Annotated in this window: 20 protein-coding genes and 1 CRISPR repeat array; of the genes, 5 read left to right on the top strand and 15 right to left on the bottom strand. The window is 36.7% G+C overall.

Translation table 11 applies throughout. The features are described 5' to 3' along the window. Positions 1-222: 222 nt before the first annotated feature. The gene (locus H6G68_RS08285) at positions 223-675 is read right to left on the bottom strand and encodes a hypothetical protein (protein ID WP_190906194.1); all 453 of its coding nucleotides are present in this window, start codon (positions 673-675) and stop codon (positions 223-225) included. Positions 676-1,039: 364 nt separating this feature from the next. Here H6G68_RS08285 and cobS point away from each other — a divergent pair, with 364 nt between their 5' ends. After that, the gene (gene cobS, locus H6G68_RS08280; RefSeq protein WP_190906193.1) at positions 1,040-1,816 is read left to right on the top strand and encodes an adenosylcobinamide-GDP ribazoletransferase; all 777 of its coding nucleotides are present in this window, start codon (positions 1,040-1,042) and stop codon (positions 1,814-1,816) included. 22 nt (positions 1,817-1,838) lie between these two features. Then, positions 1,839-5,886: a CRISPR direct-repeat array (repeat unit 37 nt; unit sequence GTTTCAATCCCTAATAGGGAGTAAATGAAATTTCAAC). 227 nt (positions 5,887-6,113) lie between these two features. On the opposite strand, the gene cas2 is transcribed toward cobS, so the two are convergent. The 10 genes from cas2 to cas3 form a co-directional block, all read right to left on the bottom strand. After that, entirely contained in the window at positions 6,114-6,386 is a 273-nt protein-coding gene (cas2, locus tag H6G68_RS08275; RefSeq protein WP_190906192.1) for a CRISPR-associated endonuclease Cas2, read from the bottom strand. Between the two features lie 141 nt (positions 6,387-6,527). Next, a complete protein-coding gene (cas1d, locus tag H6G68_RS08270; protein ID WP_190906191.1) occupies positions 6,528-7,532 on the bottom strand; it encodes a type I-D CRISPR-associated endonuclease Cas1d in 1,005 nt (334 codons plus the stop codon). A gap of 97 nt (positions 7,533-7,629) precedes the next feature. Next, positions 7,630-8,238, bottom strand: coding sequence for a CRISPR-associated protein Cas4 (gene cas4 / locus H6G68_RS08265; RefSeq protein ID WP_190906190.1), 609 nt, complete (start codon positions 8,236-8,238; stop codon positions 7,630-7,632). A gap of 126 nt (positions 8,239-8,364) precedes the next feature. Then, complete coding sequence (cas6, locus tag H6G68_RS08260) at positions 8,365-9,186, bottom strand: CRISPR-associated endoribonuclease Cas6 (protein ID WP_190906189.1); 822 nt, start codon at positions 9,184-9,186, stop codon at positions 8,365-8,367. 45 nt (positions 9,187-9,231) lie between these two features. After that, positions 9,232-9,939, bottom strand: coding sequence for a type I-D CRISPR-associated protein Cas5/Csc1 (gene cas5d / locus H6G68_RS08255; protein ID WP_190906188.1), 708 nt, complete (start codon positions 9,937-9,939; stop codon positions 9,232-9,234). 5 nt (positions 9,940-9,944) lie between these two features. After that, entirely contained in the window at positions 9,945-10,955 is a 1,011-nt protein-coding gene (gene cas7d, locus H6G68_RS08250; RefSeq protein ID WP_190906187.1) for a type I-D CRISPR-associated protein Cas7/Csc2, read from the bottom strand. 177 nt (positions 10,956-11,132) lie between these two features. Next, positions 11,133-14,579, bottom strand: coding sequence for a type I-D CRISPR-associated protein Cas10d/Csc3 (gene cas10d / locus H6G68_RS08245; protein WP_190906186.1), 3,447 nt, complete (start codon positions 14,577-14,579; stop codon positions 11,133-11,135). Positions 14,580-14,595: 16 nt separating this feature from the next. After that, on the bottom strand, positions 14,596-15,615 hold the full coding sequence (locus H6G68_RS08240; protein ID WP_190906185.1) for a PDDEXK nuclease domain-containing protein: 1,020 nt from the start codon (positions 15,613-15,615) through the stop codon (positions 14,596-14,598). Positions 15,616-15,627: 12 nt separating this feature from the next. Beyond that, the gene (locus H6G68_RS08235) at positions 15,628-15,873 is read right to left on the bottom strand and encodes a hypothetical protein (RefSeq protein ID WP_190906184.1); all 246 of its coding nucleotides are present in this window, start codon (positions 15,871-15,873) and stop codon (positions 15,628-15,630) included. A gap of 270 nt (positions 15,874-16,143) precedes the next feature. Then, positions 16,144-18,354 carry a type I-D CRISPR-associated helicase Cas3' gene (cas3, locus tag H6G68_RS08230; protein WP_190906183.1) on the bottom strand — a complete coding sequence of 737 codons (2,211 nt, stop codon included), beginning with the start codon at positions 18,352-18,354 and terminating at the stop codon, positions 16,144-16,146. A 199-nt stretch (positions 18,355-18,553) separates the two neighbouring features. Between cas3 and H6G68_RS08225 the strand changes: the two genes are divergently transcribed. Then, positions 18,554-19,414: a helix-turn-helix transcriptional regulator gene (locus H6G68_RS08225; protein ID WP_190906182.1), complete on the top strand. Its 861-nt coding sequence runs from the start codon at positions 18,554-18,556 to the stop codon at positions 19,412-19,414. Positions 19,415-19,635: 221 nt separating this feature from the next. After that, positions 19,636-20,004: a cyclic nucleotide-binding domain-containing protein gene (locus H6G68_RS08220; RefSeq protein WP_190906181.1), complete on the top strand. Its 369-nt coding sequence runs from the start codon at positions 19,636-19,638 to the stop codon at positions 20,002-20,004. 39 nt (positions 20,005-20,043) lie between these two features. Here the strand turns inward: H6G68_RS08220 and H6G68_RS08215 are convergent, their stop codons facing one another. The 4 genes from H6G68_RS08215 to H6G68_RS08200 form a co-directional block, all read right to left on the bottom strand. Then, positions 20,044-20,520 carry a PPC domain-containing protein gene (locus H6G68_RS08215; protein ID WP_190906180.1) on the bottom strand — a complete coding sequence of 159 codons (477 nt, stop codon included), beginning with the start codon at positions 20,518-20,520 and terminating at the stop codon, positions 20,044-20,046. A gap of 72 nt (positions 20,521-20,592) precedes the next feature. Continuing rightward, positions 20,593-21,270 carry a ComF family protein gene (locus H6G68_RS08210; protein ID WP_190906179.1) on the bottom strand — a complete coding sequence of 226 codons (678 nt, stop codon included), beginning with the start codon at positions 21,268-21,270 and terminating at the stop codon, positions 20,593-20,595. Positions 21,271-21,408: 138 nt separating this feature from the next. Beyond that, positions 21,409-21,912, bottom strand: coding sequence for a GNAT family N-acetyltransferase (locus tag H6G68_RS08205; RefSeq protein ID WP_190906178.1), 504 nt, complete (start codon positions 21,910-21,912; stop codon positions 21,409-21,411). 245 nt (positions 21,913-22,157) lie between these two features. Then, complete coding sequence (locus H6G68_RS08200; protein ID WP_127055419.1) at positions 22,158-22,757, bottom strand: MiaE family protein; 600 nt, start codon at positions 22,755-22,757, stop codon at positions 22,158-22,160. 408 nt (positions 22,758-23,165) lie between these two features. Here H6G68_RS08200 and H6G68_RS08195 point away from each other — a divergent pair, with 408 nt between their 5' ends. Together H6G68_RS08195 and H6G68_RS08190 are read left to right on the top strand one after the other, a co-directional pair. Next, complete coding sequence (locus H6G68_RS08195) at positions 23,166-24,587, top strand: ATP-binding protein (protein WP_190906177.1); 1,422 nt, start codon at positions 23,166-23,168, stop codon at positions 24,585-24,587. Between the two features lie 194 nt (positions 24,588-24,781). Next, positions 24,782-25,459, top strand: coding sequence for a response regulator transcription factor (locus H6G68_RS08190; RefSeq protein WP_190906176.1), 678 nt, complete (start codon positions 24,782-24,784; stop codon positions 25,457-25,459). The last annotated feature ends 38 nt before the right edge of the window (positions 25,460-25,497 follow it).

Raw genomic sequence — 25,497 nt, 5'->3', positions numbered from 1 at the left:
TGGTCATTGGTCATTGGTCATTGGTCATTGGTCATTGGTCATTGGTCATTGGTCATTGGTCATTGGTCATTGGTCATTGGTCATTGGTCATTGGTCATTGGTCATTGAAGTTAATTGGTTTTTATCCACACTAGGTACTCGGTACTCGATACTCAGTACTCGGTAATTAGGGGTTTAAACCCTGCATTATACTACTGCCTTATTGGGTATATGATTTCTAGGTTAGAAGCAATCGGAACAGTCATCATCAAGTTCTGCATCCCATCTGGCTGACAGTACCTGCTCCATCATGGCTTCTAGGGCAACGACGTTAAAGTGGCGATCGCATCGTTCTTGTAAAGGTATGGATAGGGGAATCAAACGCAAACAGATATCCTCTTGGATTAAATCAAAGTAGGTTTCTTGTTGCGGTGACTGTTTGAGTTCCAGATAGTCAAAACTATAAATATTCAGATACAGCGCTTTGTTAGCAACCAAAGTAGACCTTTGCTGACTGGTGAATACTTCCATCACATCCCCTTCACCCTCGCTGAGTAGCTTGTTGTCTTGGGTGTAAATGTAGTGGACTCGACCTAAATCAGTCAGTAATCGTCGGATATCGAGCTTATTGACAATAATGCCAGTATTGACAATGCATGGGGCTGGTATCCTGGTGTCGGGTAGATGATGACTCATAGAGAAATAGCTATTTCGGGATGGTGAGTGACAACACAGCTAAAAAGTCAATTGCGTAGCTTTTTGACTCCCTACATTTCCAAAATATCAAGTTTGTAGGGCGATCGTCCATTAAAGAATCGAAAAGCAGACCATCCCTGATCAATTTGTGGCTTTTGCTACCGCAGGATTTTTGTATCAATTGGTACTTTTTGGGTTGAATAATGATTAAATCAGCATAACAAACTTTTTTTCATAAGTCCCCTCTGGTAAACCTCTCCCTAACCCTCCCCTACAGGAGAAGGTTAGGGAGTGTCAATATTAGAGAGGCTTAAAACCTGGTTTTTGTATTATGAAAAAGTCCATGTTTTAGCTTTTGATTAATATGATAAGAATGTTGCAGTGGTGCAAACAGCAACTGTTACAGTTGGTTGCAAGTATACTATTTTATAGTGCTATTCCTTTGCCCTATATCAAAGACCTAGAATTCAAGCAGGTAGCCTGTTTTGCTCCTGTTGTCGGGTTGATGATTGGCGGAATTTTAGGTTTATTGGATACGGCAATTAGTTATCTAAATATCTCAATATTAACTCGTAGTGCCTTAGTAGTATGTGTTTGGATTGCAATTACGGGGGGGTTACATTTAGATGGAGCAATGGATACAGCAGATGGATTAGCGGTGACAGATCCTGAAAGAAGATTGCAGGTGATGGTAGATAGTGCTACGGGTGCGTTTGGGGCGATGGCTGCGATCGCTATCTTACTATTGAAAACGGCTGCGTTGAGTGATTTGTCAGAAAACCGCTATTTGGCGTTGATTGCGGCTTGTGGGTGGGGACGTTGGGGACAACAAGTTGCGATCGCTTTTTATCCTTATTTAAAGCCTACAGGTAAAGGTGCATTTCATAAACAAGCGATTCGTTCCTATAAAGATTTATTACCGAGTTGGTTTTTACTGTTGGGTGTGAGTGGTTTGGTTTGGTTTATGAATCCCCAGAATTTAGTTTTGGCTATGGGGATGATGATGATTGGATCTGTGATTTCTAGTTCAACAGCAGCTTGGTTTAATCATAAGTTAGGTGGACATACAGGAGATACTTATGGTGCGGTTGTTGAGTGGACTGAAGCTTTATTTCTGTGCTTACTCACTAGTTTTTCGTGATTTCTGTGCTTACGCAACTTATGTTTCAATCCCTAATAGGGAGTAAATGAAATTTCAACTCAGAATGGTAAGATAGGTAATGCATTAAGAAAGGCTGGTTTCAATCCCTAATAGGGAGTAAATGAAATTTCAACTTGAATATCGTGACTTACTAGAATCAATCAAAATCAAGTTTCAATCCCTAATAGGGAGTAAATGAAATTTCAACTCCACTCCTGTAGTAGGGAGTATTGGCAATATACGTTTCAATCCCTAATAGGGAGTAAATGAAATTTCAACTGTTGGCGCGGGTAATTGCATGATTATTTCTCCTGTTTCAATCCCTAATAGGGAGTAAATGAAATTTCAACCCTCGTAAAATGGCGTAAATACTTGTCTGCTGTTTCAATCCCTAATAGGGAGTAAATGAAATTTCAACTCTGGGTTACTAGGATTCTCGGATCTCCACCGGTTTCAATCCCTAATAGGGAGTAAATGAAATTTCAACAATGCTTGGGCTATCCCGATATCCAACTCGTTCAATCGTTTCAATCCCTAATAGGGAGTAAATGAAATTTCAACTCGTCGCATTAGTTCTTGAAGGCTTTCTCGCAGGATTATTGAAATGTTTCAATCCCTAATAGGGAGTAAATGAAATTTCAACCAGCGTTGGTAGCACGTCCCGCTCCTTTATCCGCTCCCCAGTTTCAATCCCTAATAGGGAGTAAATGAAATTTCAACCTGAATGGTATTGGAATGGTACGTATTGGATAGAGCGAAAAGTTTCAATCCCTAATAGGGAGTAAATGAAATTTCAACTCACTCTGCAAAATTCAGTACCCAACTAGTACATATGGTTTCAATCCCTAATAGGGAGTAAATGAAATTTCAACTGGCTAGAGTATCATTCCGATTGGGCAGTAAGAGGTGTTTCAATCCCTAATAGGGAGTAAATGAAATTTCAACATTGCTAGATTAGGCGCATCGAACAAACTCAGAGAGTTTCAATCCCTAATAGGGAGTAAATGAAATTTCAACCCCAGATACTTACAATTTCCTGCATCATGCCTATTGGTATGGTGTTTCAATCCCTAATAGGGAGTAAATGAAATTTCAACAGTATAACTTAAAACTAAATATACTTTTCATTCTCGTTTCAATCCCTAATAGGGAGTAAATGAAATTTCAACATTTGCGCTCCTAGCCCTGGGACATCTTTCTCTATAGTAGTTTTGTTTCAATCCCTAATAGGGAGTAAATGAAATTTCAACGTTCTTTCTTGGTGGGGATATCCAATTTTTTAAAATTGTTTCAATCCCTAATAGGGAGTAAATGAAATTTCAACCTCAGCTTTATTTATGTCATCAGGTTTATTTGAAGACCGGTTTCAATCCCTAATAGGGAGTAAATGAAATTTCAACTCGCGGCATCCCATCCCAAAGCCATACCAGAAATGTTTCAATCCCTAATAGGGAGTAAATGAAATTTCAACCCCAAGCCGCACCCCTAGGACGGTTTTCGATGTCATACCAAGTTTCAATCCCTAATAGGGAGTAAATGAAATTTCAACCTACAACTACAAGCGGAGAGGCGAATTCCTCTACAAAATTCTACGAGTGTTTCAATCCCTAATAGGGAGTAAATGAAATTTCAACAGTAATTGTCTGGGTCTAGAGTTGCGCCTTCATCGTTTCAATCCCTAATAGGGAGTAAATGAAATTTCAACCTGATAGATTTTGCCGCCTCCCCTATCTCTCTTGGTTTCAATCCCTAATAGGGAGTAAATGAAATTTCAACTATTCAGCGATGCTTGTGCCAGTAATCTCAAGCGTTTCAATCCCTAATAGGGAGTAAATGAAATTTCAACACGATTACCCTATCCATAAATTGGCTGAAATAGTAGGTGTTTCAATCCCTAATAGGGAGTAAATGAAATTTCAACAATTCCTGGCAACTTTTGGCGACACTTGTATTGGACTGGTTTCAATCCCTAATAGGGAGTAAATGAAATTTCAACAAATTAGCAGCCAGCCAAGTAGAAGTAGAAGAACCAGTTTCAATCCCTAATAGGGAGTAAATGAAATTTCAACATTAGAGAAAATTCAAAAGCCACTACTACTATTGTTTCAATCCCTAATAGGGAGTAAATGAAATTTCAACACCCGAACAAGTTGCTCTCCAACAGAACCAAATCGGTTTCAATCCCTAATAGGGAGTAAATGAAATTTCAACTGAGCTTTCCTTCTGCCCCAACGACATTACAGCAGCGGCGTAAGTTTCAATCCCTAATAGGGAGTAAATGAAATTTCAACAATTTGGCTATACGAACGATAGAAGAGTAATTAAACGTTTCAATCCCTAATAGGGAGTAAATGAAATTTCAACCATTGAATTTCTGCCCCACGAGTTTGTCCCGTAGAAGTTTCAATCCCTAATAGGGAGTAAATGAAATTTCAACGGTTAGGTGGCTAGGAAGTTGTTTTAAAGCTTCAGGTTTCAATCCCTAATAGGGAGTAAATGAAATTTCAACGATAGTTGCGTTAGGTGTGGGGAAAAATTCATTCTCTGTTTCAATCCCTAATAGGGAGTAAATGAAATTTCAACCAACTCAATGTTCCAACTGATAGAGTAGACAAATACTATGTTTCAATCCCTAATAGGGAGTAAATGAAATTTCAACAAAGCATTTAAGATACGTAATAATCCTAATTTCAAGAGTTTCAATCCCTAATAGGGAGTAAATGAAATTTCAACCAGAAAAGGAAAAAGAAGGAATGTGTAATTGCAAAAAAGGTTTCAATCCCTAATAGGGAGTAAATGAAATTTCAACAATGAATATGCATCAGCATTTCGCACAGTCTCACGATTGAAGCAAGTTTCAATCCCTAATAGGGAGTAAATGAAATTTCAACATTTTCCAAGGAAGGCTAGATCCCAACATTGGTGTTTCAATCCCTAATAGGGAGTAAATGAAATTTCAACTTGCATTAAAGCTAGCTCATCAGGAACACAAAGATGTTTCAATCCCTAATAGGGAGTAAATGAAATTTCAACTAATTGCTGCGGGGAAACTCCACCATTCCCAATGCGTTTCAATCCCTAATAGGGAGTAAATGAAATTTCAACACGCTACGCCAGAAGCAGGTAGAGCAGACTTTGAGCCAGTTTGTTTCAATCCCTAATAGGGAGTAAATGAAATTTCAACGTTGCTTCAGATACTGCGGGTGGGGCGGAAAATGGTTTCAATCCCTAATAGGGAGTAAATGAAATTTCAACAATAGTAGCACAAAAGCTATTAATTTGTACATGGAAAGAGTTTCAATCCCTAATAGGGAGTAAATGAAATTTCAACGTAAGTCTATCCCTATGGAGTGAATCAACACAACTGTTTCAATCCCTAATAGGGAGTAAATGAAATTTCAACAGTGAATAATGCCTTGTTGCAACTTGCGTCAAGGAGTTTCAATCCCTAATAGGGAGTAAATGAAATTTCAACGAAGGTGAAGCCGCCCGCCGTCGTTCGGGTTCAACCGTTTCAATCCCTAATAGGGAGTAAATGAAATTTCAACTCTGATGTTGAAGATTTTTTAAACGAAGATTTGTTAGTTTCAATCCCTAATAGGGAGTAAATGAAATTTCAACATTCCACTTTTCTAGTAAGTATTCTCTGGTTTCGTGTTTCAATCCCTAATAGGGAGTAAATGAAATTTCAACCCTCGGTTTTCCCTTCACCCATAATGTGCAACCAAGGGTTTCAATCCCTAATAGGGAGTAAATGAAATTTCAACCGCCGCTGGCATTGCCCAAACCAGGGAATAACCAAGTCGGGTTTCAATCCCTAATAGGGAGTAAATGAAATTTCAACTACTTTTTTAGCATTTAGTTGATCTATTTGTTCTTGGTTTCAATCCCTAATAGGGAGTAAATGAAATTTCAACTTTCTAAGGTATCTCCTGGGTAAGGTGGTGTTGGTATGGGTTTCAATCCCTAATAGGGAGTAAATGAAATTTCAACGATTTCGCTTTTTCCTTATCTTTCTTTTCTGAATAGTTAGGTTTCAATCCCTAATAGGGAGTAAATGAAATTTCAACTGCGGTAGCCCGAAAGCCTATATATATGTAGTTTTCAAGGTTCGATTGCGCGGATGATCTGATGATAGTCCATTTCAGGAATCGTGTCAAGAGTGAAAATAGCTGAAACCCTTGCTGTGTAAGGTGCGCGGATGGGTGAACCAAAGAAAAACCATGAAAACCTTGTATAGATATGATTTCAGCCATTTTTTTCTGACCGGGATTTTTTACACCCACCCATCCGCGCATCAAGCGAAGAAAATAGTCTCATCGCGGGGTTGTTCACCACCGATGCGTTCCACTTTACCAAAACAGCAAGCACAGAGAAAGTAAAAACGGATGCTATCGGTATCTGGCTTAATAAGTTTATTGAGACGCGATCGCAGTTTAGCATATTGAGTATCAGTTAACTGACATTCAAAAATACTATACTGCACCCATTGTCCATAAGATTTGAGGATATTGTGAATTTTAGTACGACGTTTATCCTCAGAAATATCGTAAGAAACAACAACATTCATTACAAAGACTGCATACTCCAACTACATATCATTTCTGCATCACTTCACACCCTTCTCTCAGAGGAAAAGAGCAAATTCAAAGCCTCTCTCCGTTGCGGGGAGAGGTTTACCAGAGGGGTATTTCAGGGAGATAATGATTGATTACTTTAAAAACAAAGGTGGATACTTATCAGTTGTTCCCATTAAGTATTTAGCAAGTAACCTAGCTTGAAGTTCAAAAGCTTCTTGGTAACTACATTTACGCCCCATAACCGGATGTTTAAACTCCGATAATTTTTTCTTTTGGTACAAAGTCAAAAAAGTTTTGCGTCCTTCAGGAGTGAGATGAACAGCACCGCTTAAAGGTTCAGTGACAAAATCGGCTGGTGTTAATAATTGCTTATTCAAAATAGATAAAACCACCGTATCTACCACCAAAGGACGAAATTCTTCCATCAAATCTAAAGCTAAAGAAGGTCTGTTATAGCGATCAAAATGCAAGTATCCTAAATATGGATCAAACCCCACAATATTCACAGCCCCTTGGACATCATGACGCAATAAAGAATAACCAAAACTGAGTAAAGAATTTACCGGATCAGTCGCTGGACGACGCACACGTTTAGTAAAAGAAAATTCAGGATTATGAATCAATTGATTAAAACAACCAAAGTAAGCAGCACTACCAGCACCTTCTAAACCACGCAGAGAATTGATATTATGAGTTGAATCAATGGGAGCAATTGCTTGTTCAATCCGAGTAATATATTTAGATAAATCAACATCATTAGATTCACGTTGACGACGCATTAACATCTGACGGTAATTTTTCAACTTTCCCCTCACAAAACCTTGTACTACATGAATAGATTGGGGAGACTCACCCGCAGCTTGCCATTGTGCCTTGCGAATGAAAATATTACCAGTCATCTCTGGTTCTAAACGTCCCAAATAATGACCCCTTTCATCAATAAAAGAGAGAGGAATATGACGAGTCATTAATTCAGAAACAACAGCCGGAGAAACAGTTGCACGTCCTAATACTACCACATCTTTAAGATGAATAAACGGGATATCTTGAAGTATCTTCTTTTCAAACTTCACATGAATCCGTTCATCAACCTTCCCGATAAAAGAATCATTTTGTGTAACGTAAAGAGTTCCCATAATTAATCCTCAAAATAGGTGACAGTGGACAGGTGACAGGTGACAGTAAAAAGAGTTTTAGAAATGTTTTGGGTTTTTTACATCAATTAAAAACCAATCAATTTGCCTCTTGATAACGTCCCACCTTATCAACAGCTTGAGGCAAACATCGAGAATAAAGACTACAACCATCACAGCGTTTTGTTTTTACAGCTTTTGGCATAGCACCTGTAAATAACAACATTTGGACAGATTCAATAGTTGCAATGGTACTAGCACGTAATTCCGGCGTAATTTCTACTAATTTACGTTGATGTGTTTGAGCATAATAGATATAGCCAGAATTGATATTTTTACCAGTCATTTCCTCCAAGCACAAAGCTTGAGCGCAAACTTGTAATTCATCATTATCCCATTCTCCTTTACGTCCACGTTTATATTCAATTGGATAAAATTCACCATTTTCAAATTCAATTAAATCAGATTTTCCAATAAGTTGATATCGATCTGATTTGAGATAAATTGCTCGTATCTGCCAAGTTTCATCACGGTTTACTTCTCCCACAGTGTGAACTCGTTCATGTAAACTTGTGCCTTCAATAGTGTATTGATTATCAATGAATTCACCTGCACAATGAATCAACCAACAACGATGAGGACAATAGGAATATTGGTTTAAGGAGGCGATATTAACGTAATCATCAGAAGAAGTGACAGTTGACAGCATATAGTCTTCCAGATTTGATTTTTTAAAACAATTAAAAACAATTAATCTGTAGGTTGGGTTGACGCGAGGAAACCCAACATGATCATATTATTAACATTTTTGTTGGGTTTCGTTCCTCAACCCAACCTACAATTTTCTTCTTACCATTCCCATTCCCATTGTTGTTTTTCTACCAATACCCGCATATAAAGCATAATTAGCTAAAGCGTTAATTTGTTTAATTCCTGTTGTTTCCACATTGCCGAGAATGCGATAATTAATTTCACCTAAACAACCAATCAATTTATTTTCATAGTTGCTAATAACTTCAGTTTCAATCTTAAAAGCACTTGGATAAATAGATTCAATGGGAATATTAGTTAATTCAATACCGCTATATTTATTCCAGCGATTAAGTAGACTATTAAACACAGATTCTCGTGTTGGAAGAACATTATCAAATGCACCTTGACGGAAAGCTACAGGTGTAGCAAAGATGAAATTAAGATTGCGTTCTTGCTCACTTGCTTGTTGATAAAGTTGGTTATAACTACAAGCATTTGCCCAAGGTTGATTAGATTGGGGTGTACCTTGAATACTGGTAATATATAAATTAGCTGAACCCAAATGCCAAGGTTGTTCGGGGTTAATATTTAACCATAAAGGTGTAAGTTGACTAAATAAATTGTCATTTAATAAAGAAATACGCCACCAACAAGAAGTACCTGCGGGAATAGGGTTTTGATGAGCATATTGCAAAGTATGAGATTGAATTTTATGTTTGCTTTGTACCTGTAATGGTGAGAGAGTAAAGGCTTTATCGGCGTTTGATTCGTGGAGGTAGTCGCCTAATTTTCTATCAACAGAACTCACGAGATTAAGGAATAAGGCGTGGTAATGTCTGCCAGTGAGGAAATTGGGGTAAATGGGAGATTGGGGGGTAATGTTGAGGATGAGACTATGGGGCATGATTGATAATTTAAAGTAGGGTGGGCAATGCCCACCGATGACATTTTAAGCACGAAAACGGTATTGCATTAGTTTGGGAAGTTTTACATTTTTGATATCATCAAAAACATAATATTCTCCTTGAATTTGCACATTTTGAATGAGGCTAACTGGAGGCATATTTACCACATCATAACTAATGACTTGATTGGTAAACATGACATCTAAGGGATTTAGAGGATGAGTGCAGGTGAATAAATCAGTTTTTGTTTTTGGTTGTGGTAATTTCTCAATGGTTAATTCTGCTTTACTCATCCATTTACCTAAGCGAATCCATTTAGGTAATTTGATCTCTTTTTGAGCAATTAGAAAAAACTCAAATTGACTTTCTGGCGCAATTTCCTTTGCTCGTCCGAAACTGGGAATGTTCTTTTGGGTTTTCTCCATTTCTACATGGTAATTATTATTTGCATATTTCCATGTATTCAGAATAGCTGCATGATTCAAAGAACGAGCCGGAGTTATATAGATTCCTTGTTCATTTAAAGGAGTTAAATGTTGTTCATATTTTGGCACTTGTTCTGGGCAGAAATAGCGATAGGAATCTTCTTCAGCAACGGTAGTTGAATAGACAGGACTATCAACTAAACCGAGTGCATAACAGAGGGCGTAATTATGAATTATTGGCTCTGTTTCGTATAGTCTGCCGATTTCACGGGTGGCAAAATAGAGGCTGTCGTGTAGTTCTAATTGACAACGGTAGATAATTGTCATGGCTGTTACTTAGTCTTAGCAGCAGTTTTCTTTTTGCTGATATGTTTGTTGGCATATTCTTTAGCTTCAGTGTCAGCTTTTTGCAAAATTGATTTAATTCCTACTTCATTATTTGTGAGGTTTTTTACTTCATTAATCAGAGGTACAAAAGCATCACCAATAAAGTCTGTATGCACAATAAACTCATCAGCCATTAAATTCTCAATTGCATTTTTAGCAGCAGCAATTACATCATCTTCATCTAAAGGCTCAGGTGATTTTAGGGTATTATTAGCCTTCATTTGGTCATATATTGCTTGAGTCCACCGCAGGTTACTGGTAATTTCTCCATCAGCAAAAACAACACCAATTAATTCATTTCTCACTCTACCTGTGCGGGTTGTTTGTGCGCCATAATGACGAGTTCTCAGAATGTTATTAAAAACGTAAAGGAAACTAGCTTCTGTGGGGTCTTTAAGTGTGACTATACTAGGGAAGAAAACCTGTGGTCTAATATGGTCTTGTTGGTTAATTCTGCTAGTTACTTCACCTGGTTTAGAATCTTTTTCTCCCTTAGAAGCCATTGTCCCATTTTCAAAAGGTGCATTAAGAGTAAATGTTTCATGAGATTCATCAAATGATGTAATAGAAAATGCAGTATCTACAACAACTTTTGATTTCTCGGAACCAGAATCACCAATAGCGAAACCGTAAATAATACAATCAGGATTATCCATTGCAAAAGATACGTTATACTCACATTCTTCTGCTGTCATGAATTCGTATTTACGTAATAATTCTCTACCAACTAATCTTTCTGGTGTTGACTGTTTACGCTTGAACATTGAAAGACGGCTAATGGTGTTTTTATCTTTAACTCCAGCCCTTACTCGTGCTTTATTGAGTTCGCTATCTGTTTGAAATAGAGGGTAAGATTCTGTCACGCGGATGGTGAGAAAGTGGACATATTTACCCATTGGTTTGTAGGGAATTTCTGATTGAAATAATTTAGCATCAACTGTTTTTAAAAGTGCCATGATGTTTCTCCAAAATGAGGTTAATTGAGGTAATAGATTTGTTGCTATTTTCTCGTTCCCATACTCTGTATAGGAATGACTTTTTGAAGGCTCTGCCTTCTGTAAAATAAGGTAGAGGCAGAGCCTCTTGATTACATTCCCAGTCAGAGACTGGGAACGAGATAACGAGATAAACCACTACGATTCATTTTCAGCATTTACAGAATTTTCTTTGTCATCTTCTAAGCGATAAAGAAATTCACAAGTATCTCGAATGAGGTTTAATTGACGACCTGCTAAACGTGCGCGATCGCTCTTAAAACACCCCTCAAATACATCCACTACAAAATAGTGTGCAAACTCTAAAACTGCTTGTCTTTCTTCCTCCCTTTTATTCATAATCCAACGTCCTTCAGCAGTAGAAGAATGTACCCGATCCATGAGTTTAAAAATCTCTGCCGCTACGGCTGAAGTTAAAACTTCTCCACCAAACATACATAAATCTGCTTTGAGAATAATATCCGCAGCAATATCAATGGGTTTTAAAACAGCATTAGCTTTAGGATTAAATCTTTTATTGGCTCGATAAAAACGGCGATAAAGTTCCGTTAATTTCTTTGGATGATTCAAAGTTGATGTTTCTCCCACAATTAATTTCTCCTCATTAGAATCAAATTTTGTATAAGGATCAAAACAAGGGTAAAAATGATAGGTGTAAAGTTTGATTTTTTCAATCCTTGCTGTTTCAACTCCTTGGTTACGCACCCATTTATTCAGATAAGCAAAGACATTAAGTGGACTGGTTTCAAAATCCTTTGCTAATTCCGTAAATTTCCCCCAATTAGCATCATAACCAGTCTTACCTTGTCTAGCATTCACATCTAAATGAATAGCGTAAGCAGCAGTCAAAACATTTAAAGGTGCAGGATATTGAATACCGTACTCTTCCCAACCTTCCAGAATGTAATCAAGGCGAAATCTATCTCTTTTTACCAAAGTACGAAAAGCATGAGGCGCACTATCAAGAAATACGGTTTCTTCAAATTCTGCACCGTCATTAAATGGGGGAATAGGAGACTCGGAAACTACAGTTTTCACATCTAAAATCATGGGAAAAGCAAACGCTAACCAACTCGGCATCACCCAAGATTCTGTATCAGTGCTATCTCTTCCAGGAGGTAAAGCCATGAAGTAAAATGTTAAAGGTTGATCTTCTGGATAGGAAAGTTTAAATGTGCGGTCTTTTTCACTATCTAAATTTTCATCAATTAAGAAGCTATCCACACTTTGATAATTTTCTTTACCCAAATCAACCTGTAAATCTTTACTAATGAAATGATTACGGATGCTAGTATCAAAACGAGTTTGAGCAATATTCATGTAAGCTTTTTGTAAAAACTTATTAGTTTCTGGAGTGAAGTAATAAGTTGGATAAAAGTAGAGATAGCGATATTTACCATCTTCAAATCTTTTACCTACAGCTTGAGTTTGATTCATGAGAATCTGTCTCAGCATCATTTCTACACCGGCAATACTAGAAATATTGCGTTTAGCGTTAGAACCTCCTAACATTTGTTTGTTTGTATAAACTTGAGGAGTAAATAAAACTGCTGATTCCATTTGCTCAGTTACAGTATATGCAGAATGAGAAATTGAGCAAATTAATTGTTTACCTCTCCCTGGTTTTTTCGCAGCATTATAATTACTCAACTCATTGATAAAATTATCAACTTCAGTTTTTACAGATATTTCTTTATTCGTAGTAGGTAACATGACAACTCTTGATACCCACAACCTTAAATCATCCCAACCATCAGGTAATTGATATTGTGCAAGAATTGGTGAAATTAAATCTGTCAAGTAATAAATTACCTGTTGACAGTTTTCGCGGACATCTTCAATACCTGGATTTTTTTCTAAATATTTAGCTGCTAGGTAATACCATTCATAGGGTACACCTCCTGTATTACCTTTGAGTTTTTGTTCTTTCAAACCTTCATTAATGCGTTGAATTTCTCGAACTTGGGGTAAATATTCTGTTAAATTCCAAAATTCAGCGATTTTGTGAATTAAATCAAACTTAGTAACTTCTGGAAGTTTTTTATCTTTTTTTCTAGCAAGTTCGATTTTTTCAACGGTTTCTTCCCAAATTTTGCGAGTAATTAAATCTCCAAATTCGGCAATTTGATCAATACGGATACTATCATCAAATTGAAAATCATAATCAACAGATAAAACATTTTGTTTTTGAAATTTAACTAAATTCTCACTGCGACTTTTAGCAACAGATGTTTTACCAGAATTGAGAATGCGTAAGGTAGCATCTAACGCAACTTGCATTAAACCAGGAGATTCAAAAAAGAGGTTGTAATATTCAGCATATTTCATCCCTTTTCCATCTCTACCAAATCCAGTTTGTCGGAGTTTTAATTGACCTGCACAAAGAGATTTAATTTTATTAACTACCAAATCTGGTAAAGTTTCAGGTGAAATAGGAGGAGCATCCCGTAACGCTAGATAAATTACCCCAGTTGGTAGATATAACAAAGGTTGATAATATCTATTTTCTGCGGTATTTAAGTTAGTATGAGCTTCAATTACTGCATTATTAACAACGTTGGTTAAAACTCCTCTATTTTCGGAAATGTGATGATAGGTGAATTCTAATTTACCATCACTGAGACTGTGAAGAATTCCATTTAATGTCTGATTTTCCGCGTCTTGAGGATGTTTGATAATTGAAGAAAGTAAATCAGATAAATAGGCTAAATCAGCAAGACATATCAAGATATCATCATCAATTTTTGGTTGTAAACCATGTTCAGAAAGATTGAGATTTGTATCATTCCGACGCTGGGCATTATAGGCAATAAATAACAAATCATCTTGATATTCTTGCCATGCTGCTGGTTCATCAGGACTAACAAATTTATCAAGTCCTAATTCACAGATCATAACATCTATAATTTCCCGATGTTCTTCTACAGATAATTTCCGAATGTCTTGTTCTTTATCTTGTCGAATTGTTTTATATTTATCTGGCATTTTCAGAAATAGCCGATAATCAAATTTTTCAAAATCATGGAGAATAAACCCAGCAATTAATAGTCGCCTTTCTTGTTCTTGAATAACTCTTCTTGCAGTTGTATCAAGTTTCTTTAGACGACGTTCTATTAAATTAGCTGGTAGTAACCCATTGAGTAAATGAGTATTTAAGGATTGATCACCTGCATTTCTACGATCAAATTTTTTCGGTTCTTTTATTTTTTGATTTTTCCCTAAATTATTGTTATGATAATCTTCTATTTCCTTTTCTTTCTTTTGATCAAGGTAATCAAAAAATTTACCACCTTTGGCTGTGACTCCAACCGCTACCCGTAAAAGATTAGGTAAAACGTAATCACTAAATTCTTGCATGATTAAATCATCATGATTTTCAGATTTAATTGCATTTTGCAATAACTTGAGTGTGAGTATTGCCCCTGTTTTTGTTTCAACTTTTAAATTAGATGTATAGTCAAAATCAGAATCATCACCTGTCATCCAATCATCATCTGATAGTTCAGAGGTTGAATCACTTTCTGTTTGTGTTTCTAAGAGTGATAGTTGTTGATGTTCATTTGATTTTTTACTTTTTTTAGCCATTTTCTGCACCTAATGTTTATTCAAATCCTTCTAATAATTTAGCAACTTGTTCTGGATCTGGAAGTTGATTTTTTAGTTCTTGCGGTAATTTAGAAACTATTTGGTAAGTTGCCACGCCAATTGGTTTATTAGATTCCTTTAGTGCATATTCAACAATGGTTCTCTGTTTGGATTTACAAAGGATAATGCCAATAGAAGGATTTTCCTCTGGTAGTTTTACCGTGTTATCTAAAATAGCTAAATAAAACTGCATTTTGCCCACATATTCAGGTAAAAATTTACCAATTTTTAATTCTATTGCTACCAAACACTTTAAACGCCGATGATATAATAGGATATCTATAAAATATTCCTCATCATCAACTTCTAAACGATATTGACTACCAATGAAGGCAAATATGCCACCCATTTCTTGCAGGAATGGTTGAACTTTTGCCAAAATTGACTCTTCTATCTGTCGTTCACTGTGTTCATCCGATAATTCTAAAAAATCAAAAGTATATTCATCTTTAACTGCTAGTTTTAACTGGTTACGTATCTCTACTGAAATATTTTGATCAAAATTAGTTTGATTAAGCAGAGTTTTTTCATAAGTTTGATTTTCAATTTGGTGAATCAAAACATTTTTTGTCCAGCCAAATTTTCGAGTCATTCTAATATAAAACTCTCGTTCTAAGTCATCTTTACACTTTTCTAAAATGACTAAATTGTGAGTCCATCCAATTTCTGCAACCATTGGTTGCAGTTTTTCATTTTGGCTATATGTGATGTAAAAATTCCGCATATTCCAGATATTGCGAGCAGAAAAACCACTAATACCAGGAAATTCTGTTTGTAAGTCTTTTGCTAATTTTTCTACTACTGATTTACCCCAAATAGCATCCTGTTGTTTGATGACAATCATTTGTCCAATATCCCAATACAAGCTAATCATTTCCCGATTAACCGCCTTTAATGCTTCATACTGGGCTGAACGAATCCGTTGTTGTACTTCCATAAGTAGATGTGTGTAATCGTCAGAAATGGAATTACTCATAATGACAATATTTCAATCTCGCAAGTAAAAATCATTTTTTTCCTCTAGTTCCTGATTTCTGCCAATTAGATAATCAAATTGACCAATTTTTCTGAAGAATAAGTCCATTGATTCCTCTATTTCTTCAATTCGACGGTCATGCTCTGAAATTCGATTGTCTTGAATGAGGTTATGCTGTTGCTGCGCTTTGATACGATCAATTAGATCATTCATTACATAACGCAATTGGTCTAAGGGGTCAGGGTTATGGCTTTGCATCTGAGTTTGTCCTGCTTTAAAGGATTACTTAGAGCCTAGCACACTCTTTTTTGTAAGACCAGCGATTTTAGTCAAAAAATTTCTTTTTACAATATATCAGTGAATATGAATCTGTAACCATAGAAAAAACCCATATGGATTTTTCATGCTATCCTTGGTTTGTAGGGTCTTAAAACAAGCCCATTAGGGATTGAAACACAGACTCATCATTCACTGATGCTGACTCTACCCTGCTCACAAAGCAGCGAACCCCTATTAGGGATATAAAAACTACGCTATCCATATCTCATCCCCTTTACTCTTAAACCAATGTGTCAAGGTGTCTAGCAATAGTGCAGACTGTCCAAAGGCTATACAGTATGGAGGTGTATTATCTAAAACACTAGACTGATCGCTAATAGGGTAAATTTGAAAGTGCATGGGTAATCTTCCTTGCTGACGTACTCTCTCCATAGGAAAAGGCAACACATAACTAACTAATGCTTGTTTTTTCAATTGTTTGTTAATTTCACTAATCCAATAATTTGCAGGTTGCCAAACTTGAATATCTAATAATACCTGCACATCCCAAGTATCAGCAAAAGGTTTTAAATTCCCAGGATAAGTAAATTTCCAATCTAGTCTTTCTTCACGATAGCGAATTAATTTCATAAACCCTAGACATTCTTTAAATCTACCTTTGGGAATGGCTGTATCTGTGCGTTCTGAAATTTCTTGGCGACGACGTTCAAATTCTGTAGCTGTCATTGGTTCAATTTCCAAGTTGCTGAGAATTCCGGGTAAATCGTAGGTTTTGAATTTATCAGTTTCATTTTGTTCTGTAGTATCATAAATTCCGCACAATAAAGAACTTTTACCGCGAAAACTCACAGCTTCTTCTAAAATAGGATTTCCTTGATCTTTTCCTGAAAGTTCGTGCCATTTTTTTTCCCATTCTTTACTACGGACAAACGCGGCTTTAAGATTGGCTTTTCTTTTGTCAGTACCAAAAACTATCTCACAATCTTTCTTGAGTGCTTCCTGACTACCTGCTGCATATTGTTGTTTAATATTAGGATGTCCCAACTGTCGAACCAGTCGCATAGATTGAACAACTCCCCACTTAAAGTAATAACCTGTAAAATCATTGATTTTGCGATATTTATCTCTAATTTGTTCATGAAAAAATGGACGTTCATAAACTTCACCTAATTTCAAAGGTGGTGCTTCATGATTTTCATCTTTTTCAAAAAGCCTTTTCACTAAAAAATCTGGAACAAGTGCATAAGCAGTAAATTCATTAAAATTAATCTGCTTTCCATCCCTTTCATAACTATCATGTCTTCCCAGTCTACCTAAACGCTGGATAAAATTACCCGCATCTGCTGATTCAAAAAACAAAAAGTTGATTTTGAAATCTACACCAACATCAATAGTGCTAGTTCCTAAAACTAAATCAGCATCAAAAGATTTTTCTTTGGTTTTCTTACCAGATAACCCAGTGTTTTCTGCAACTGTGAAATTATAAGGCTGAAGAAAAGTTGTGAAAAACTCTGTTAACCGTTTTACAGCAGCAATGGAATTGAGAATAATTGCGCCTTTACTACCTGGATGATTTTGGAAATGATTTAAAATCAATTCTGCATGATCTTTTAACCAAGTTTCAGAAGCTTTTGATGTAGATTCTAAACTAACAAACTGTAATGATATTTCCCCGACTACTTTTCGCCAATCTTGGGTTTTTAGATGTTCACATTCAGCTAAAGTATCAGGAAAGTAATATTTTTTCTCTTCCAGTGGGTTAATTTCATGACAGCGAAAATCTGCTGATTTAAGTCTCTCAATTAACTGGGGATTTGGTGTAGCAGAAAGAAATAAAAACTTTTTACTCCTATTTGTACGACGGATTAACAGCATTGTATTAATTACGCTGGCAATTTGTGGAGATTGAAATACATGAAATTCATCAAAAATAATGACTTTAAACCGCTTATCTATTCTATTCCAGAGTTTATCAGGATTATCTTTATAAAGTAAATATGCACCATAATGAAGATAGTGAAAAATATCAGGGTTGGTAAGTAAAATTTCAGATTGTGCAGCGCGAGTTTCTAAGGCTACTCCTTTTTTTAAGTTTTCTTCTTCAGCATAAATTTCTAATTCTTGTCCACTTAAACGATTAACACGGGGTTCATGTTCAGGTTTGAATTTCTCAATATATCCCCTAATTTGTTTTTCTTGATCTCTAGCGAGTTCATTTGTAGGATATAAGGCTAAAACCGGAGAACGCTGTTGTAAAATGTCCAAATATCCCGCTAAACTTTTACCATCTCCTGTCATTGCAGTATTGAAAACTACATCAATATTTGGATCGCGTAATGCTTTTAAAGTCTCTAATTGATGCCAAGATAAAGACCAACCATCTGGTAATTTTACCCCGTCAGGTGTGGGGACTGTTTGCGAATAAACAGGTTTGAGTTGAATACTGTAGTTTTCTGACATACCCTTAATAACTCACTTCAATTTCTGCAACTAATGGTTGCAGTTTTGCATATCTCAAGAAACTTCTTTAATCTGGCTTATAAGTACCAGATTAGCAATTACAACTATTTATTGGGCTGTTTTTTAGCCGTGAATCTCTAATACAGATACAATAACTGTAAATTCCACTATATGTCAAGACTGTAATTACATTTTTTAAATGTCAAGGAAAAAAGAGACAATTACACTGTCAATTCCCTCTGGTACAAAAGAACAACTGGAAGAAATCGCCCGAAAATTGCGGATCTTCTGGGGTAAGTCTCCCAGCGTGTCTGGATTGCTGGTAGCGATCGCACAACAAGAGTTTGAAGTCGGTGAACCTTTCAGTTTAAACTCAACGCAAGTGACCGCACTCCAGCAAGCCATCGGACTACTAAAAGACTCCGGTTTTATTGAACAAGCGCAAACTATCTCCAGTTTGTTATTGGAACGAGGGCAACTTGAGCTTCCCATGCGTCAATTGCTACTCCAGCAAGTGAGCCAACCTACGGAAGCATGGCGCATTCTTGCAGACCAATTCCGCCAAAATCAACAACCATTTCACTTACTCTATGCCAATCCTCAACTGGGAGACCTGTCTTTTACAGTGCGTTATGCCGAAATTGCTTTTGAAGAGAAACGCTTTTACCTAAATATTTGGTGCGACGAAACTGAAGATATTGGCAAGACTGACTTCCCAGAACTCATACACAATCGCTGTTTGCGTCTAGATAAAATTAAAGGTGTTGTACCAGTAAACGGACAATGGCGGCATGAAGGGCTAGACTCCCTAAAAGTGTACTTACACTTATCCAAAGGTCTGATTAAAGCCTATGAACCAAAACCTAACGACATCAGCAACGAAGTGATTGGAGAAGTCCGCCAAGTCGTCAGAAATGTATCAAATCCCTTCTGGTTGGTACGGGAAGTGTTGCGTTATGGGGATGAGTGTGAAATAGTCTCACCGGAAAAAGTGCGATCGCTCATCAAACAAAAACTGATCACCCTTTGTCAACATTATGATTTGACTTTTGACCAATGATTTCTTGATGGTGCAAGCCCACGGATAAATCCGTGGGGTAAATCCAAAATCTAAAATCGTCTAACTTTCCAAACATCCGCTAAGATATCACTGCATTCGACTTGTTCTTGTACCTGAATGAATAATACTGCGTGATTCTTAAATGCATCCGAATTTATGCTGTAAAAAATAGTATACTTTCCTCAGTTCTTGTATTACTCATCCAAATTGGAAACGCTTTTATGTTAAGCCCTGTAGCAACAATCACCATCTTTCAAAAACAACCCAACGCTGAAGAATTTTCATCAGGTGAAGTTATCTTTGAAGAAGGACAGCCAGGTGGTTCCATGTATGGCATTCTCCACGGTGAAGTTGAGATATTCGTTAACGGCAAAGCAGTGGAGACAATTTCATCAGGTGAAGTTTTTGGGACTGGTGTACTAGTAGGGATAAAACATAGAACCTACACAGCGAAAGCTAAAACCAACTGCAAACTTGCTTTTCTGAATGAACAGGGATTTCTCTTCGCTGTTCAGGAAACACCCATGTTTGCCATACAGGTGATGAAAAGTTACTCAGAGCGTATTAGCCGCTTGCAACATATTCTCTAAACTTTTACATATAGCGGTCAATTCAAAATTCAAAATGGTTTATTTTACTGGTTGCAGTTTTGTCACCTTGAGTTTAAATTCTCCTACCCCAGTTTCTCCAAAAGACCGGACACGAATGATGTAATTTCCGGTTTCAGTAATACGGCTAAACAACAGAGAATTGCTAGTACCATCAGGTCCATCATCATTTTCTCCAACTGTTGAGCCATCAGGTGCTAATAGTGTAATCATACCGTCAAAGTTCTCCGATGACAGATCAATTGCTAGATTATCACCTTTATTTAACTTCACCGTGTAATCACGGGCAAATCCTCCTTGACCTGTAGGAATATCTTTATCTGATAAAGTATCGGAAAGTTCAGTACTACTAGGTAAAGGAATTGGACTATATAAATTATTTAAATTATTTAAATTATTTTTTTGAGCCAAAGCTGTATTTATGCTTATACTCATTGTTAGTAAAGTAACAGGAAAGATAATGATTTTTCTTAAAGCCGCAGTCAAAGCTTTATTCATAAATTGAGATAGTATTACTAAAAATACAGGGCAATCTTGCTAATTATAGATTTTTCAGCCATAACTTGACCATCAACTTGCTATTGATCTTTCTTTAGCAGTAGTGGCAACAGCGGCTAAACCCAGAACGGAAATGTTGCTTTGATTAAGTGTGTACACAGCAGATTTAGCAGTAGCGCCTGTTGTATAAATATCATCTACTAATAGCACTGGTGCTTTAGGTTGACGACGGCGAAAATCTGTCCCTAAAGAAAAAGCTGCTGCTAAATTTTTTTCTCGCTCAGAAGCGGATACACCAAACTGTGCTTTAGTATCTTTAATTCTTTCTAGACCATTTAATTGTAACTTGAAACCCGTTATTTGACAGAAACCTTGAGCTATGAGTGCAGCTTGGTTGTAACCTCTTTCTTGAAGTTTTTTAGCGTGGAGTGGTATGGGTACAATTACTGGCTGTGGATTGGCTTCGAGAGAATTTAATAACCATGCTTCTCCTAGATAGCGTCCTAGAATAGAAGCCATTTCTGGATGATTTTCATATTTCATCACTGCGATCGCTCTTTTGAGAGAACCGCCATAAATCCCCCACGCAAATACTGGTAATGGTTGTTGCCATAAATAACTAGGTTCTTTGAGATTACAGCTTTGTAGTTGTTTGTTGCAATATGGACATAAGTCGCTTGGTGTGCTGCGTTGACACAAAGGGCAATTAGATTGCAGAAACAGGTTGAGTAAGCTTTTGAAAATTGTCATTATTTAACGCCTTTAGGAAATTAAAAATTAAGAATTAAAAATTAAAAATTAAGGTCATATCAAGCCCAGATCATCACTTACTATGAAAATTTATTTCTCCGCATCTTTGCGTCTTTGCGTCAGCCCTAATGATAGCCTTCAACTGGACTTGATATCATTACTAAGAAGGTATTTAACGTAAATGCGATCGCACCTTTGTGTTTCCACACCTGTTGTGGGGATGTAACCATGACTTTCATATAGTTTGACTGCGGCTTTTAAAACACTAGCGGTTTCAATCCAAATTTGCTCAAATCCACGGTTCGCTATCGCAGTTTCTAGTTGTTGTAACAAATGCTTTCCCAATCCTAAACCCCGCACAGTTGGTAAAAGATACATTTTGCGGATTTCTACAGCTTTCTCTCCCCGATGTATGGGGTAATATGCACCCGTACCTACTATCTGATTTTGGTGTTCAATTACCCAAAACTCACCCCCAGCAGCTAGGTAACATTCCTCAACTTGCAACACATCTCTATCAGCACCATCTGGTTCCCAACCTAAACCATATTCTGATAATACAGAACGAATCACCTCTGCTGCTTGAGTCCGTTCTCTCTCTTCCCAGTCACGAATTAAAAAATCTTGGTAATAATATTGCATCAATGAAAGTCCTTAGTCTATAGGCATCTTACTATAAGAATAATATTTGATTTTTGAAATATACGTAGGGTGGGCAATGCCCACCTTAGCAATGGTGAGACTTAAAATTTTATGGCTACGCCACGCAAGCTATCAAATATCATTTATGATTCCTATAAATCATTGGTAAACAACAAAATACCCAACTTCTCTAAGCAATTGAGTATCTGTGCTTTTCCATATTCACAACTCAAATAAGTACTAAATTAACTATGAATTCTTGGTTCTGGGTGTAAAGTTGCTAATAATTCACTTTCAACAACTGCTAATTCATCAAGACGTTGCATAACTATTTCTCGCTCAAAATAAGTATCAGCTAATACCCAATATGTGCCGAAATGTCGCGCTTCTGATGCCATCAAAGCCCGATAAAATTTAGCTAATTCTGGTTCCGGACAGTTCGCAGCCAAAAGTCCCAAGCGTTCATGACTCCGCGCTTCGATTAAACCAGTAACTAGTAAATTGTCTAAAAATCGTGCTGGTTCCTGCGATCGCACTTGCGTTTTTAACCCTGCACCGTAGGGAGGTGCTGACAGGGGTGCAAGGGGAATATTCCGGCGTTCTAGCCATTGATTGACTAGTTCAAAATGTTCTAGTTCTTCACGAGCGATCGCAGTTAACTCCCGTACCATTTTACTATTGGACGGGTAACGAAACATAAAATTTAAAGCTACCCCAGCCGCTTTCCGCTCACAGTGGGAATGATCGAGTAAGATAATATCCAAATTAGCGATCGCTTGCTCTATCCAAGCATCACTAGTAGGTTGTTTCAGAGCATTAATAGTTGGTAACGGAGAACTCAGCACAGGACAAAAAACTCCAAATTTGAGAATTTTAATAAATTTTAACTAATTCAGGGGGTTGAGGTTCCCCGCTTCTATAATTTGATTTCTTGATCCCAAATTATACTGTATAATGGGCTGATTTAGGCACGGACAAACAACAACCGAAATTTTCAGCGAATTCTCAGATTAAATTAATGTAATTATTGCTAAATTGATTTAGATTATTAATAGAGAAAAATTTGAAAAAATATTTTATTTCATTAATTAATTATTATAGCGGTATGCACTTGAATGAGATACATCATAGCCCCCTCCCCGCAAGCGATGAGGGGGTTGGGGGTGGGGTTTTTGTACCTCACTCAACCGATAACCGCTATAAATAAATTTAATTAAAAACCTTTTGATAAGAACAAAATTATAAATAAAAAAGTGAAGCAAATTAGAAAAATTTGTCAACGAATTGATCCATGTTCATTACGATTACGCCTAACTATTGGTATTGCTATATTTTCCGCTTCGGCATTAGGTAGCCTCGCTATATGGACTAGTTGGAAAATGCAGCAAATTTTGATTGACACTCATAAACATAACATTCAACAAATTGCTAACCGTGTGCCACATGATGTCCAACTTTATAGTGAAATGATGCAACCCGAAACAGGGGTGCAAAAAGCTATTAATAACTTAGCCAATACCAATACATTATTATGGTTAAAAAGTGCTGATAATAAAATTTGGGTCAAATCTGCCACTTTAGATTTGTTATCTGATTCTACAGTGGCTGAATTAATGTCTCTTACCAATATGTCGATTAAACCCAAAGTTTACCAAGTCAACAAAAACTACTTCGTTATGAGTGGTGGTTCTTTGCAAGTCCAGGGTAAACTTTTGGGTACGCTATTTGTAGTCAAGGATATTACCACTGAACAAACAATGTTTATGGCAATGGTAAGGAGTTTGACTATTGCCAGCATTTTAGCAATTATTGTGATTACGGTAGCGATCGCATTTTATATTCAGCGTTCTCTGCAACCTCTACGTCAACTAAGTCAAATGACTTCTGTGATTTCCATAGAAGACTTAGGACAAGCACAACTATATCTTGATAATGCACCCAGCGAAGTCAAAGAATTAGCTCAAACATTAACCATGTTGTTATCCCGTCTTTCCCAATCTTGGGAACAAGAACGACAATTTGTCAGTAACGTTTCCCATGAATTACGCACACCTTTAACAATTGTACATGGTTACTTGCAAAGTGTTTTACGACGACAAAATAACTTAACAGAAATTCAAATAGAAGCCTTAGAAACTGCCTCATCAGAAGCGGAACATACCATCCGCTTGCTACAAGATTTACTAGATTTAGCAAGAGCCGATAGTGGTTACTTACGTTTTCAGATGAAACACTATATATTGAATGACTTAGTTGAAGAAGTTGTCGAGATGGCAGCAAAATATAGTGATCGCATCATTACAATCGAATCAACAACTTACCCAATAGAAGTAAAAACAGATTATAGTCGTCTGAAACAAGTATTGTTGAATTTGATTGATAATGCTGTTAAATATTCTGAAGCTGGAATGCCAGTAACATTAAAATTAAACCAGTTTCATGATAAAGTAACTATTCAAGTTTGCGACAAAGGTTATGGTATTCCTTTACAACACCAAGAACGGATTTTTGAACGCTTTTACCGCGTAGATGAATCCCGCAGTTCTGCAACAGGTGGTTCTGGTTTAGGCTTATCAATTGTCAAAACTCTTATAGAAGGCATGGGGGGTAATGTGACTGTACAATCAAAGTTGGAAGAAGGAAGTATATTTACAATCAGTTTACTTAATAATTAATAATATAGCAGGTGACAATTACAGCAGATTGCAGATCAATGACGTACAGAATCTAGATTGAAACCTATACACCAAGCCAGTTTTACTTCTGACTCCTGACTCCTGACTCCTGACTCCTGACTCCTGACTCCTGACTCCTGACTCCTGCTGTATCAATTACCAGCCTAAACTCGTTATATGAATAATTTAAAAATATGCCAGCACATATTCTTTTAGTTGAAGATGAAGTCAAACTAGCACGATTCGTGGAATTAGAACTGAGTAGTGAAGGTTATCAAGTCACCGTTGCTAATGATGGCATGACTGGGTTAACATTAGCGCGAGAATTATCACCAGATTTAGCTCTTCTAGATTGGATGTTACCAGGATTATCAGGTGTAGAAATTTGTCGCCGTTTGCGAGCAACTGGAAACTCAATACCAGTAATTTTATTAACAGCAAAAGATGAAGTAAGCGATCGCGTTGCTGGTTTAGATGCAGGAGCAGATGATTATGTAATCAAACCATTTAGTATTGAAGAACTATTAGCAAGAATTCGCGCTCATCTCCGCCGTACTCAAGAAACAGACGAAGACATTTTGCAGTTTGAAGACTTAAGTTTAAATCGTCGCACTCGCCAAATTTATCGCGGTAAGCGGACAATTGAATTAACAGCAAAAGAGTTTGATTTATTAGAATATCTTCTTTCCCATCCCCGGCAAGTTTTTACAAGAGAACAAATTTTAGAAAAAGTTTGGGGTTATGATTTTATGGGAGATTCTAATATTATTGAAGTTTATATTCGTTATCTACGTTTAAAATTAGAAGAAAAAAATGAGAAGCGTTTAATTCACACAGTGCGTGGAGTAGGTTATGCACTGCGAGATATGTAACATACAGCAGAATTCAGGAGTCAGGAGTCAGGAGTCAG

This window comes from Anabaena catenula FACHB-362, assembly GCF_014698735.1.
Lineage (GTDB): Bacteria > Cyanobacteriota > Cyanobacteriia > Cyanobacteriales > Nostocaceae > Anabaena > Anabaena variabilis_A.
The sequence above is the reverse complement of the archived record's forward strand: the minus strand, read 5'-3'. Positions and strand labels throughout refer to the sequence as shown.